The 13,849-nt window shown below is 68.3% G+C and carries 9 protein-coding genes and 2 pseudogenes; 10 read left to right on the forward strand and 1 reads right to left on the reverse strand.

Going from position 1 to position 13,849, the window contains the following annotated elements; translation table 11 throughout:
- Nucleotides 1-102: 102 nt before the first annotated feature.
- Entirely contained in the window at nt 103-3,831 is a 3,729-nt protein-coding gene (locus QZY44_RS08595; RefSeq protein ID WP_295445068.1) for an Rne/Rng family ribonuclease, read from the reverse strand.
- An 802-nt stretch (nt 3,832-4,633) separates the two neighbouring features.
- On the opposite strand from QZY44_RS08595, the gene QZY44_RS08600 reads away from it, so the two are divergent.
- The 10 genes and pseudogenes from QZY44_RS08600 to QZY44_RS08645 all read left to right on the forward strand — a co-directional run.
- Nucleotides 4,634-5,614, forward strand: a complete 981-nt coding sequence (locus QZY44_RS08600) for an RluA family pseudouridine synthase (protein ID WP_295445071.1) — start codon at nt 4,634-4,636, stop codon at nt 5,612-5,614.
- Nucleotides 5,614-6,288, forward strand: a complete 675-nt coding sequence (locus QZY44_RS08605; protein WP_295445074.1) for an HAD-IA family hydrolase — start codon at nt 5,614-5,616, stop codon at nt 6,286-6,288. The genes QZY44_RS08600 and QZY44_RS08605 overlap by 1 nt, the downstream gene beginning before the upstream one ends.
- A gap of 6 nt (nt 6,289-6,294) precedes the next feature.
- Entirely contained in the window at nt 6,295-7,299 is a 1,005-nt protein-coding gene (locus tag QZY44_RS08610; RefSeq protein WP_295445077.1) for a S49 family peptidase, read from the forward strand.
- A gap of 348 nt (nt 7,300-7,647) precedes the next feature.
- On the forward strand, nt 7,648-8,001 hold the full coding sequence (locus QZY44_RS08615) for a hypothetical protein (protein WP_295445080.1): 354 nt from the start codon (nt 7,648-7,650) through the stop codon (nt 7,999-8,001).
- Between the two features lie 113 nt (nt 8,002-8,114).
- Nucleotides 8,115-10,141 (forward strand): annotated as a pseudogene (locus tag QZY44_RS08620) (DUF5934 domain-containing protein); the annotation flags it as partial.
- The gene (locus QZY44_RS08625; protein ID WP_295445083.1) at nt 10,134-10,505 is read left to right on the forward strand and encodes a hypothetical protein; all 372 of its coding nucleotides are present in this window, start codon (nt 10,134-10,136) and stop codon (nt 10,503-10,505) included. The pseudogene QZY44_RS08620 and the gene QZY44_RS08625, both read left to right, overlap by 8 nt.
- Nucleotides 10,502-11,008, forward strand: a complete 507-nt coding sequence (locus tag QZY44_RS08630; protein WP_295445086.1) for a S26 family signal peptidase — start codon at nt 10,502-10,504, stop codon at nt 11,006-11,008. Before QZY44_RS08625 ends, QZY44_RS08630 begins: the two co-directional genes overlap by 4 nt.
- Nucleotides 10,995-12,248 carry a TrbC family F-type conjugative pilus assembly protein gene (locus QZY44_RS08635; protein WP_295445088.1) on the forward strand — a complete coding sequence of 418 codons (1,254 nt, stop codon included), beginning with the start codon at nt 10,995-10,997 and terminating at the stop codon, nt 12,246-12,248. The genes QZY44_RS08630 and QZY44_RS08635 overlap by 14 nt, the downstream gene beginning before the upstream one ends.
- A gap of 50 nt (nt 12,249-12,298) precedes the next feature.
- The gene (locus QZY44_RS08640) at nt 12,299-13,288 is read left to right on the forward strand and encodes a TraU family protein (protein WP_295445091.1); all 990 of its coding nucleotides are present in this window, start codon (nt 12,299-12,301) and stop codon (nt 13,286-13,288) included.
- Nucleotides 13,281-13,849: pseudogene (locus QZY44_RS08645) on the forward strand (conjugal transfer protein TraN); the annotation flags it as partial. The gene QZY44_RS08640 and the pseudogene QZY44_RS08645, both read left to right, overlap by 8 nt.

The raw sequence follows: 13,849 nt of genomic DNA on the forward strand, positions 1-13,849 counted from the left end.
AACAAATGCCGGACTTGGGGCGATTGGGGCGCGGTGCCGAGGTTCGTCGCGGCCGGGGGCCGCTCCTACGACGTAGGAGCGGCCCCCGGCCGCGACGCCCAGTCAGCCGGCCGATTCCTGCTTGATCTCCGGGGGCAGGCTTGGGGACGGCGGCAGTGGTTGCTCGGGGGGCAGCTCCAGCGGCAGTTGCAGCGGTCTCTCCAGGGGCGGCTGCTCAGCAGGTTGCTCCGGCGGCAACTCCGGCGGCAACTCCGGCGGCATCTCCAGCGGTGTCGCCGGTGGCTGTTGCTCAGGTTGCTCGGGGGTGAACTCCGGCGGCAGCGTTGCCGGTATCTCCAGGGGCGCCGGCTCGGTAGGTTGTGCGGCGGGCAACTCCGGGGGCAGCTCCAGGGATGCCTGCGGTGGCAGTTCCGGCGGTACTGGCGCGGCGGCCACCAGCGGTGGCGCCGCCGGCTCCTCCGGGGCCTGGGGTTGCTGGTGCACCTGCGGCTGCGCCGCCGCCAATCCCAGGGGCTCGTTCGGCTCGTGCGGCGCGGCCGGGGGTTCAACCGTCGTCGGCTCGACCGGGGCGAGCGCGGGCTCGACTGGTGCGGCGGGCTGCGCTGGCGGGGTGTCCTGGGCTGTGACCGGGTCCGCTTGGTCCCCGCTCTCCTGGGCCGGTGCGGCGGGCGTTGCCACGGTGCTGGACTGTGGCGCCTCAGGCGCTGGGGACCTAGGTGCGGATTCCGGTTCCCCATCAAGTGCACGATGCGTTTCGGCACTGGCTTCTGAACTGGGTTCTGAACCGGGTTCCGCCCCGGCGTCGGACCAGTCTCCGGCGTCGGTGTCGTCCTCGGCCGGCGCGCTCCCGTCCGCCGCTGGCGCCCCGGTCCCCTCCGTCCCCGGACGGCGCCGATTGCGGCCCCCGCGGCGGCGCCGGGAGGACCTGGGGCGTTCTTCTGACGGTGCGAGCCCGGTTGCGTCGTCCTCAGGGCCGTTTTCCGCCTCGTTCTCCGCCTCGTTCGCATGGGCGCCGTCGCGCTCATCGGCGTCGTACTCACCCATGCCTGCTGCGAGCGTGTCATTCGCGGGTGCGGGGAGCGTCGGCTCCGCCGGCCATGCCGTGGCCGTCGGATAGACCGGGTAGGTGTCGAAGTCGTCGTCGCTCCAGTGGCTGTCTTCCGTGACGACCGGCCGCCCGGGCTGGGACTCCGGTACTGGCGGCGTCGGCAGCGTGGCTGGGGCCTCAAACCCGCGATCGGTCGGTCGGGTGGAATACAGGCTCGTCACCGGCGCTGCCGCGTCCAGGCCGGACTGGTCTGCCGGTGCGCCCCGCGGCTCGCCCCGGGCGGTGGGCCGGTCGGTCTCGGACCGCCGTGCACCGGGACGCTCCCGATGCGGGTGGACCCGCGGCGGCTGGTCCGCGCTCGCCGGCTCGCGATCACTCCCACTGGGGGCGTCCCGGGTGGCATCCCGACTCGCATCGGCGGTTGTTTCCCGCGGACCCCCAGTGGCGCGCGGCTCGCCGTTCACCCCCGGCTCATCGCGTCGGCCGCGACCGCGACCGCCCCGGCGGCTGCGTGGCTCACCCTCGCGGCGCTCTCGCGGCTGCTCTGCGCCTTCGGCCGGCGCCCCGTCCGGGCGCGGCTGGCCACGTTGGCCGGTGCCGCGCTGAACAGTCCCGTCGACCGGTCGTGCCGACTGCCGGTTGCCAACCGCTTCGTCCGCCCGAGCGGGCGACTGGCGGTTGCCGATCGCGTCATCCGGCCGCTCCGCCGGTCGCTCAACTTGCCGATTTCCTTGCCGATCCCCTTGCCGGTCAGGGCCCCGCCCACCATTGCGCTGGCGGTCCGCCTCACTGCGGCCCTGGCTTTGCCCCTGGCCCGTGGTCCCCGACCGCTCCTCCCGGCGCCCGTCCCGTTCACCACGTGGCCGCTGGACCTGCTCGGGCCGGCGCTGACCGCCTTGGGCGGGGCGTTCGGGACGCCCGCCCCGGTCCTCCGGCGTCGGTGGCGGTGCCGGTTGTGCCGGTGGCTCGGCCGGCGCGTAGGGGTCCGATGAGCGCGGGGCGAAGAGCCCGGTCCAGATGCGTTTGAGCAGGTTCTCAGTGGCCGGACGGTCCTCGGTCGGGGTCTCTTCGGGATCGCTGTAGCGCGCGGGTTCGCGCTCGGGGGCGCGGGCCGACCAGGGCGTGTCAGCGGCGCGTTCCGGCTCGGGCGCCGGCTCCCGGGTCGGCACCGGGGAGGACGGGGTGATCGACTTGACCGCCGGTTCCTCGCTGCGGGTCGGCTCGCTCGCGCGGGTGTGGGCGGCGGCGCCCGACTGGGGCGCGCTGCCGAGCTCATAGCTCGGCCGCTCGTCCGGTTGCTTGCTGAGATCCTGGGTGCGCAGGCGCTCGATCTGGTAGTCGGGGGTCTCGATGTGCTCGTTGGGCAGCAACAGGACCTGGACCTCCTGGCGGGCCTCCAGGTCCAGGACGGCCCGGCGCTTCTCGTTGAGCAGGAAGGTGGCCACGCTCACCGGCAAGTGGGCGATGATGCGCTCCGTGCTGTCCTTCATCGCCTCCTCTTCGATGATGCGCAGGATCAACAGGGCCAGCGACTCGACGCCGCGGATCTTGCCCTGGCCGTGGCAGCGCGGGCACTCATTGGTGGTGGAGTCCCCGAGTGAGGGCCGCAGCCGCTGCCGCGACATCTCCAGCAGCCCGAAGCGCGAGATGCGCGCCACCTGAACGCGGGCGCGATCATGCTTGAGGGCATCGCGCAGCCGGTCCTCCACCGCGCGTTGGTTCTTGGGCGGGGTCATGTCGATGAAGTCGATGACGAAGAGCCCGCCCAAGTCACGCAGGCGCAACTGGCGGGCGATCTCGTCGGCCGCCTCCAGGTTGGTATTGAGCGCCGTCTCCTCGATGTCCGCGCCCTTGGTGGCGCGCGAGGAGTTGATGTCGACGGCGGTCAGGGCCTCGCCGTGATCGATCACGATGGAGCCGCCGGAGGGCAGGCGCACCTCGCGCTGGAAGGCGGTCTCGATCTGGCTTTCGATCTGGTAGCGGGTGAAGAGGGGCACCTCGTCCTGGTAGATCCGCAGCTTTTTCAGGTTGCCCGGCATCACCTGGCGCATGAAGGCCTCGGCGCGCTCGTAGACGGCCCGGTCGTCGATCACGATTTCCCCGATGTCCGCGCGCAGATAGTCGCGGATGGAGCGGATGATGACGTCGCTCTCCTGATAGATCAGGAAGGGCGCCCGGCGCTCGGCGGCTGAGGACTCAATCGCCCGCCAGAGCTGGAGCAGGTAGTCCAGGTCCCACTGGAGCTCCTCGGTGTTCTTGCCGACCCCGGCGGTGCGCACGATGAGCCCCATGTCGTCGGGGATGTTGAGCTGGCTCATCACGTCGCGCAGTTCGCTGCGGTCCTGGCCCTCGATGCGGCGCGACACCCCGCCGGCACGCGGGTTATTGGGCATCAGCACCAGATAGCGCCCGGCCAGCGAGACGAAGGTGGTGAGCGCCGCGCCCTTGCTGCCGCGCTCCTCCTTGTCGATCTGCACCACGACCTCGCGGCCCTCGCGCAGCACTTCCTTGATGTTGATGCGGGAGCCGGGCTTGGCGGTGTCGGGTTCGAAATAGGTGCGGGAGATCTCCTTGAGCGGCAGGAAGCCGTGCCGGTCGGCGCCGTAGTCGACAAAGGCGGCCTCGAGGCTCGGTTCGACGCGGGTGATGGTGCCCTTGTAAATGTTCGCCTTTTTCTGTTCGCGGCCGGGGGATTCGATATCGAGGTTGTAGAGCACTTGACCGTCGACGGTCGCTACCCGCAACTCTTCCGGCTGAGTCGCGTTGATCAGCATTCTTTTCATATTGTTCCTTCTTTTCCAGGGCGCATGTCTCGCCGCCGGTCGGGCCGGGCAGACGCGCGGGGGCTTCGAGTGCCGCCGCCGGGTCTGTCTGGCCAGGCGCTGCCGCGTCAGGGGCGGCGGCGCCACAGTGTTGGGCGTCTGACCGGTGGGCCGCGACGATCGCGGGCCGCACCGGGTAGGGACATGCGCGTCCGATACTTACGGGTTACGGGAAGCGGTTGGCTTGCCCGCGTTGCTTGGGACGCCCCCGCTCGGGGCGGCGTCCCGCCATTGGAGCGGCGAGTGAGGGGTCCGGGTGTGCGTGACGTTGCCAGGCCAGGGCGCGTGGGGGCGGTCAGGGTGTAGAATCCGCGGCAACCCGCGGTACGCACCGCTGCCGGACATGCAGCACCGGCACCTTAAACCAGCCTCAGGAACCCTAACCCGCCGGGGCCGATCAGTGACCAGCGGCCGGTGGCCGACGCGGTGCGCACTGCACCCGGGATGCGCTCGCCGCTCACGAAAATGTTCTTGAATCTTTCGCTCGTCTGCGCATTAACCAATACTAACAGTGAAACCTTATGCCAGCAATTGAACCGCAGGTCAGGGTGCAAAGGCGTTGAACCCGCGCCCCCCTAATTCCCATCCCCGTTCGCGCTCCGGCCCCGCCCGCCGTGCGGATGCCCGTACTGAGTCCCGCTCAGCCCCACGTTCCGATCAGGGCCCCGCGGCGCTGCGGTCCAAGTCGGTTGCCGGTCCGGTTGCGCGGCCAGCCCACCGCCCGGCCAAGCCCGCGGCCGCGCCACCAACCCCCGTGGTGGCCATGGTCTGCGTCGATGCGGAATCCGCGGGGCAGCGCATCGACAATTTTCTGCTGCGGCACTTGAAGGGGGTGCCGCGCAGCCATCTCTACCGGGTCCTGCGCCGTGGCGAGGTGCGCGTCAACAAGGGCCGTATCCAGGCCGACTACCGGTTGCAGGCCGGCGACCTGGTGCGTATCCCGCCCGTGCGCACGCCGGCTCCCGAGGCTGTGGTGCGGGCGCCCGACAGCCAGTTGGCGGGTCTGGCCGGGGCCGTGCTGTTCGAGGACGAGCGACTCCTGGTAATCGACAAGCCCGCCGGGCTCGCGGTGCATGGCGGCAGCGGGCTCTCCTACGGGCTGATTGAGTCGCTGCGGCAACTGCGCCCGGGGGCGGAACTGGAACTCGTGCACCGGCTGGACCGCGACACCTCCGGCGCCCTGGTGATCAGCAAGCGCCGCTCGACGCTGCGTGAACTGCACCGCCTGATTCGGGCCGGCGGCATGGACAAGCGCTATCTGGCGCTGATCCTGGGGGACTTGCCGCAGGACGAGGTGACGGTGGATGCCGCCCTGACCAAGAACATCGATCAGGGCGGCGAGCGGGTGGTCAAGGTGGACCGCGCCGGGGGCAAGGCCGCCCGGACCGTTTTCCGGCGCCTGCGCAGTCTGCCGTTTGCCGGACCGGCGGCGGAGGCGGGGGTCGTGACCCTGGTCGAGGCGCGCCTGATCACCGGGCGCACCCACCAGATCCGCGTCCATGCCGCCCACCTTGGCACCCCATTGGCGGGCGATCCGAAATATGGCGACTTCGAGGCCAATCGGCGCCTCAAGGCGGTGGGGCTCGGACGGCTCTTCCTGCACGCCGCGTCGGTCGGCTTTCGCGCCGAGTACATGGAACAACCGCTGTGGGTGGAGGCGCCGCTGGCACCTGAACTGGAGGATGTCCTGGCACGTCTGGCGGATGGCCAAGCGGACGCCAGCCGGGACGGGGACTTGTCTTGATGCGCTTCGCCCTGATTGTGTTCGACTGGGACGGCACCCTGATGGACTCCCAGGCGCGCATCGTCGACTGTATCCAGGCCGCCTTTGTGGATGTTGGTCAGCCGCCGCCCAGCCCGGCGGCGGCGGCCGACATCATCGGTCTGGGATTGGACGATGCCATGGCGCGTTTGTGGCCGGCGGCGGATGCGGCGCAGCGACAGGTGGTCGCCGACCATTACCGGCGGCATTTCCTGGGGGGCAATCCCACCCCTTCGGCCCTGTTTCCGGGGGCAGTGGAGACGTTGGAGTGGCTGAGTGACCAGGGCTACCTGCTCGCCGTGGCCACCGGTAAGAGCCGCCGCGGCCTCGATCTATCCCTGGCGGAGACTGGGCTCGCCGGGTATTTCCAGGCGACCCGCTGTGCCGATGAGAGCTTCTCCAAACCGCACCCCCAGATGTTGTTGGAGATCATGGAGGTGCTGGGGGTGCGACCCGCCGAGACCCTGATGGTCGGCGATACCGAATATGACCTGCAGATGGCCGCCAATGCCTGCACCGGTGCCCTGGCGGTAAGTTACGGGGTGCATAGCCCGGAGCGCCTGCTCGCCCTGCGGCCGCTGGCCTGTTTGAATAGCCTGGGCGCCATCCCGCAGTGGCTGCGCCAGACGCAACCCGATCCTGTCACCCGTGAGTAAGAACGCATGAACTGGAAATTCTGGCGGCGCCGCGCCGAGCCCATGCCCGCCCCCGGGGATCCGGACTGGGAGCGCGCGCTGATCAATCGCCTTGCCCTGGAGCACCTGCAAGACCAGCGCCGCGGCCGGCGCTGGGGTAACATCTTCAAGCTCTTGATCCTGCTGTATCTGCTCGGCATCTTAGGCTTTACCCTGTCGCGCAACGCCTGGAATGGGCTCAAAACCGCAAAGGAGCACACTGCACTGATCCAGGTAAAGGGGACCATCGCAGCCGACGGCGAGGCGGGCGCCGACCGGGTGATCTCGGCGCTGCGCGACGCCTTCAAGGCGGAGCACGTCAAGGGCGTCGTCCTGCGCATCAACAGTCCCGGCGGCAGTCCGGTCCAATCCGGCTACATCAACGACGAAATCCGCCGGCTCAAGGAAAAGTACAAGAAGGATAAGGGCCATGATCTGCCGGTCTATGCCGTGGCCGTGGATATCTGCGCCTCCGGCGCCTATTACATTGCGGTGGCCGCGGACAAGATCTATGCCGACAAGGCGAGCCTGGTCGGTTCCATCGGCGTGCGTATGGACGGCTTCGGCTTTGAGCAGGCCATGAAAGACCTTGGGGTCGAACGGCGACTGCTGACCGCGGGCGCCAACAAGGGCATCCTCGATCCCTTCTCTCCGCTCCCCGAAGCCCAGCGGCAATTCATCCAGGGCGTGCTCAATGACCTGCACCAGCAATTCATCACCGCGGTGAAGACCGGCCGCGGTGATCGCCTCAAGGGCGGGGACGAGTTATTCAGCGGACTCTTCTGGAGCGGCGACCAGGCGCTTGCACTGGGCTTGGTGGATGGACTGGGCACTGCAAGTTCAGTGGCCCGTGACGTGGTCGGCGCCGAGACCTTGATTGATTATACGAAAAAGAAGGACCTCTTCGAGAGCTTTGCCGACCGCTTGGGGACGAGTGTGGCCAACGGCCTCCTGCGGGTGTTCACGCTGCTCGGCGGTGGCAGCGTGCGGTGAGGGCTGTTGCTACCCGGTCATTTCGGCCGGGCCGCCGAAACCCGGCGTCGGGGGCGGCAGCGCTCGCCCGGGGTTGACAGCGCACGCTGGGCTCGCACAGCGCTGCGGCGGAGTTACGCCTGTGTTGGGCGCTCTGTGCCTGTTAGGTCGCTGGACGAAGTTGCGATCGAGGCCGCATGGCCCCTTCATGGCGCGACCTCGTAGTGGGCCGCCATTGGAGTTGCCACTGTACCAGATCGTCGCAGTCGGGTATTATGGGGCCGTGCTGTTCAACGGCATCCCCGATGCCCGCCAGATTTCATGGGTCATGGCTGGGTGATAACCCCGCGTTTTTCCGGAGAGACATTCATGGTAACCACTCGCAGCATCAAACTGATCATGGCCGCAGCGCTCGCCAGCGGCGTCTTCATGCTGGCGAACACCAGCGCCCAGGCTGCCGGAGACTATTACTTCTTTGTCAAGAACAAGACTGACTCGGCCATCGTGAAGCTTCAGGTTTCCGAAGACAAGAAGACTTGGGGTAACTTCGATGTTGGCAAGGGTATCGCGGCAGGTGAAAAGGCGAAGTTGACTTGGGCCTCGACTGCCAATGACTCGGGCTGTAACCAGTGGATTCGCGCAAAATTCGCCGATGGTTCAACCAGCGAGCCCTCAAAGCAAGACTTCTGCGAAAATCTCGACGATCCAATCGAATTCGAATAACTTCTGCTTGGCGTTCGTGGCCATACTGATGCTGATGTCCCACCCAACCTTTGCCGGCACCGGGGGTGCCGAATGCAACCCGCTTCATACCAAGTTGCCGGACTGAATGACCGGGTTCGCGTGCGGCCGAACTCTTTGCGGTACTGGCCTATGAACCCGACCAGCAACTCTTCGTCCTGGATGACCTGTCCCTGGGCTTCGTCTGCGAGCCGCTCTCCAACGCCGAGCGTGCGCAGGCCGGTCGGCTGTCAGTGTTGATGAACCTGGACTGGCCGTCGGAGAGTCGACCCTGCTGAACTGGGACCCTCAGGCCGGCTGGCGCGACCGGATCGTGCCCGAGTGCGATCCGGACCGGCTCATCCGCGAGCAGTTCATCGACCTCACCCACGCGCTGGAGGTGGATGCCAAGGGCATCACGCTCGGCACGCACCGGGCGCAGACCTTCTCGGTCAAGCGCTTTCCCGACCGCATCGCCTTCGGCATGGCCGCCCGCTATATCGGCGACGTGGTGTCCGGCACGCGGGGCATCCGCCACAACGTCCTGATCACCCTGTCGGTGCGCTTTCCGGACCCCGAGGCCATGCGCACCAAGCTCGCGGCCAGCCGGCAATGGGCCACCCACCAGGCCATGGGGCAGTTGTCCCACTACCTGCCCACCCTGGGTCAGACCAAGGCGGGCTATGACGGGCTGTTCGCCTGCCTGGACAACGGCGACCGCCCCATCCAGTGCTATCTCGGGATCGTCCTCTTCACGCCGGTGGACGAGGCGACCGCGGCCGGCTCCAACCTGCGGACCTATTGGCGCGAGTTGGGCTTCCAGGTGATGCCCGATCAGTTCTTCCCGCTGCCCTTGTTCCTGCACTGTCTGCCGTTCGGCGCGGACCGTGACGCCATCCCCCACATGATGCGCTATCGCACGATGGCCTCGAGCCATGCCACCACCCTGATGCCGGTGTTCGGCGACTGGAAGGGAACGGGCAGCCCGGTGCTCAACCTGGTGGGGCGCGCGGGACAGCTCATGGATCTGAACCTCTTCGACTCGGCCACCAATTACAACGCCGTGGTCGCGGCGTCCTCCGGGTCGGGAAAGTCCTTTCTCGCCAACGAACTCCTGGCCACCAACCTGAGCGTGGGCGGGCGTTGCTGGGTGATCGACGTGGGGCGCAGCTACGAGAATCTGTGCGAGGCGCTGGGCGGGCAGTTCGTGGCCTTCACCCGGGACGCGCACCTCTCGGTGAACCCCTTCGGCCTCATCGGTAGCTGGGAGGAGGGGGCCGATGTGGTCTGTGCCCTGGTCACGGCCATGGCCGCCCCGACCCAGCCGCTGCTCGACATCCAGAGCGCCGGGCTCAAGCGGGTGCTCAAGGCCGTCTGGGATCGGATGGGCGCCGCGATGGACATCGACGCCATCGCCGGCGAACTCGCCGGTGCCGAGGATACGCGCCTGCGCGATGTGGGCGAGCAGCTCTATCCGTTCACCGCGCAGGGCGAGTACGGCCGTTTCTTCTCCGGGGCCAACAGCATCCAGTTCGAGGCGAACCTGGTGGTGCTGGAGCTCGAAGAGTTGAAGGGGCGCAAACACCTCCAGCAGGTCATCCTGCTGATCCTGATCTATCAGATCCAGCAGGTGATGTACCTGGGGGAGCGCGGTCAGCCCAAGCTGGTCTTTATCGACGAGGCCTGGGACCTGCTGACCCACGGCGATGTAGCGAAGTTCATCGAGGCCGGTTACCGGCGCTTTCGCAAGTACAACGGCGCGGCGATCACGGTCACCCAATCGCTCAACGACCTCTACAACAACCCCACCGGGCGGGCCATCGCCGACAACAGCGCCCACACGCTGCTGCTGGCGCAACCCTCGCAGGCCATCGACCAACTCCACGCGGAGAACCGCCTGCCGATGACGGCGGGCGGGGTCGAACTGCTCAAATCGGTCCACACCGTCCCCGGGGCCTATTCGGAAATCATGACCCTGACCGACCGCGGGGCGGGGATCGGCCGGCTGGTGGTGGACCCCTTCCGCCGGCTCCTATACTCGACCCGTCCGAACGACGTGGCCGCCATTCGCAAGCTGCGCCAGGAAGGTCACTCGGTGCGCGACGCGATCAACCAACTGTTGGGGAATCAAGCCGATGGATAAGATGCTGATGCCTGCGCCCAAGCCCGTGTGGATGTCGTGGCCGCGGGGTTCCGGGTGGTGGTTGCTGCTGGTGATGGCGCTGGCCATCCTCGCGAGCGGCTATCTCGGCGCGCTCCTGGCCGTGCGCCCGTTGCTCGGCGAACTCGCCACCCGTCCGCCCGTGCTGATCATCGACTCCGCGGCGGCTTTGCGCGGGTTGCCGGCCACGCAGGTCGGTCCGGCGATCATTCGGCAACGGGACCTTGCCCGCCGCCTGGCCGATGGCGGCGTGCTGGTGCTTGATCCGCAGGCGGTCGTTGCCGCGCCCGCCGGGTTGTTCCTGCGCACTGCGCCGCCACCGGCCGAACTCAGGGGCCGTCCGTGACGAACCGCATGGCCTCCCGGCCCTTCGTCGTCCGCGCCGGACTGGGCCTCTTGGTCCTGGCGGCCCTCGGGCTCTATTTGGGCACCCGCTTCCGGGTCGGGATCGACAGTCAGGTGCAGAAGTGCCTGCCGCCGTACAGCGTGTGGCTGATCGACCGGCATGACCGGGCACTGGTCCGCGGTGCGACCTACGGCTTCTTCGCCGGTGACTCGATGGCCCCGTTCTTCGGTCCCGGCCAGCGCGTGGTCAAACGGCTGAGGGGGCTGCCGGGGGATCAGGTGACTGTCACGTCCGAGCGGACCACGGTCAACGGCGTGACGGTGGGCACCGGGCTCGCGCTGGCCGCCACCCTGCACCAGCCGCCGGACGCCTTCGCCCGTCAGGTGATTCTGCCCAACGGTGCGGTGTGGCTGATGGGGGATACACCTGACAGCTTCGACTCGCGCTATTGGGGACCGTTGGCGATCGTCCAGATCGGCGGGAGGGCGTATGCGCTCTTTTAGCGCTGGCGCTGCACTGATCCTTGCCCTCGCGCACCCGGTGCATGCGGCCCCCAATGCCGATCCAATGGGACTGCGCGCCATCCGGGATCAGGCGCAAGCGCTCGACGCGTCGGCGCGCACGACGCCACCGCCCAGTTGGTTGGGCCTGGCGCCTGAGACGGCGGGAGCCGCGGCCGGTGACGACCTGGGGCGTAAGATCCTGTCGCGGATGCAGGAGGCCCCACCGGCGGTGTCGGCCTGCAAGGACTTGGGACAACTGTGCGGGACCGGCCAGGACGTCGCCGAGCCGATGGCGCGTCCGGCCGAGCCGCCCGGTGTTACCTACACCGTCCTGGTCTCCCGCAGCCTCGGGACCGACGCGCTGCGGGCCATCTTCCGCGCGGCCGCCGGCCAGGACGTGCGGTTCCTGTTTCGCGGTGTCGCCCCCGGCGAGCGCTTGATGGACATGATCAAAGAGATCCATGCCCTCCTGGATGGCATCGATCCGGTGCCGGCCGTCGAGATCGACCCCACGGTGTTTCGCGAGGCCGGTGCGACCGTGGTCCCGCTGCTGATCGCCCGCGGTCCCGACGGCGAACTGGCCCGCGTGACAGGGCTGACCGCGCCCGCCTGGCTACGCGAACAGATCCAGGGTGGCGCTCGGGGTGACCTGGGCGTCCGCGGCCCCGCGGTGGCGATCAGCGAGGTGGACCTGATCGAGGAGCTGCAACGCCGGGTGGCCGCCTTGGACATGGACGCGCTGCGCGAAGGGGCGATCAAGCGTTATTGGCAGCGCGCGACCTTCGACACCCTGCCCGTGGTCACCGAGCCGCGCGAGCGCACCATCGATCCGACCGTCACCGCCAGCGCCGACGTGGTGCTGCCCGACGGGACCAAGGTCATTGAGGTCGGCGCGAGCGTCAATCCGCTGGACCATGTGCCCTTCACTCACCGCCTGATCGTCTTCGATGCATCCGATCCGCGCCAGGTGGAGACCGCCCACCGTCTGGGTGAGACCGACAGTCCGCAGCGCCCGCTGTACCTGGCGACCGCGTTCGACCGCGACCAGGGTTGGGACGGCCTGCGCACCGTCGAGGACCGACTCGATGAGCCGGTGTATCTCCTCACACCCGACGTGCGCACCCGCTTCGGCTTGGAGCGCGTGCCCGCGCTGGTCGAAGCCCGGGGGCGGGTGTTCGTCGTCCATGAGGTACTGCCCGATCGCCTGCCGATGGGGCAGCCAGTGGAGTCCAAACCATGAGCGCGTTGGCGAATACCAGGTTACCCGGCCACGGGCGGTCGTTGTTGAGGATGTGGCTGGGTGTCTGCCTCACGCTCGCCGGCACCACGCCGCGGCTGAGCCAGGCCGCCGATCCCGGGTGTCCGAGTGCGGACCTGTTCTCCGGCAAGCTGATCACCGACATCTGCTGGGCCTGCCTGTTCCCGGTGCGCATCGCGGGGCTGCCCATCGGCGGCGGTCAGGTCCCGGCCGGGGCGGCGACCTCCGCCTTTTGCGGGTGCGCCACCGGGGCCGGCTTCACCATCGGCATGTGGGAGCCGGCGCGCATCATCGAGCTGACCCACGCCCCGGGGTGTTCGGCCGCGCTGGGTGGTTCGCGGTTGCCCATGGGCAGCCGCCGCCTGATCGGGACCGAAGGCAAGAGCGCCTACGACTCCACGGATGTCGCCTTCTGGCATTACCACTGGTACTCGTTTCCGTTGCTGATCCTGCTCGATCTGTTCTGGGACCGGAAATGCAACGCCGACGGGCTGACGGACTTCGACATCCTGTACCTGTCCGAACTCGATCCGACCTGGAACAACGGCGAGCTGGCGTTCTTTACCAACCCGGAGGCCGCCTGGCTCGCCAATCCGGTGGCCCAGGCCGCCTGTCTCGCCGATGCGACGGCCGCCACCGCGGGGTCGCCCATCGACTCGCTGTTCTGGTGTGCCGGCACCTGGGGGAATCTCTATCCCTTCACCGGCGTGCAACCGAACCTGGGATCGGACCCGCGCGAGACCAGCCTGGCGGCGGCGCGCTCGCTGGCGGCGCTGCACCGGCGGGGGATGGCGCGGCGGACCATGGGCAATGATGCCGTGTGCAAGGCCCCCATCGACTTCTTCGTCAAGAAGAGCGCCTACAAGCTCACGATGTTCTACCCGCTGCCTGAGACGCAAAAGGCCCACGTGATCGGCCAAAGTACCTTCACCTGGGGGGAGTCACGCACGATCCCCGGGCCCGGTGAGCACCAGCTGTATCTGTTGTGGCGTTGGAGTGACTGCTGTGCCATCTATGAATAGGTTAGGCGGTTGGGTCTGGGGTCGCCGCCTGATCGTGGCGGTCGTGAGCCTCTCGGTCAGCTGGACCCCCTGGGCGCTGGTGTGGGGCGATGCCTTTCGCGATGCCGCCCAAGCGGGTGCCGCCATCGGCACGCAGACGCGCACCACCGCCACGGTCCCAACCGCGTCGGGCGGTTCGGTGCAGTTCCCGGCGAACGCCGGGGGTCCCATCGCGATCCAGACGCTGTTTCCCGGTAGCAACGCCGGCAACAGCGCGGCCTTCGGCGCCTACTTCGGCAATCACGGCGCCACCGTCAAGGCGGGCCAGAATGCCCAGCGTGACCTGCTCCAAAACCAGTCGTCGGCGGGGGACGCGTACCGTGCACTGCGCGAGGGGGTCGACCGCCCCCACCTGGACATCAGCAGCCAGGCGGCGTGGCAGCCGACCGATGCGCTCGCCAACAACCTCGGTAACATCACCAGGACCTTCGCCGATTGCAGCCTGCACAACCAGTTCACCCAGGGTTCGCGGACGCTGCATGTGCCGGACTATCGGATCTGTGAACGCGTGCCGACGCCGCC

Source organism: uncultured Thiodictyon sp., from assembly GCA_903837595.1.
In the GTDB taxonomy this organism is placed as follows: domain Bacteria; phylum Pseudomonadota; class Gammaproteobacteria; order Chromatiales; family Chromatiaceae; genus Thiodictyon.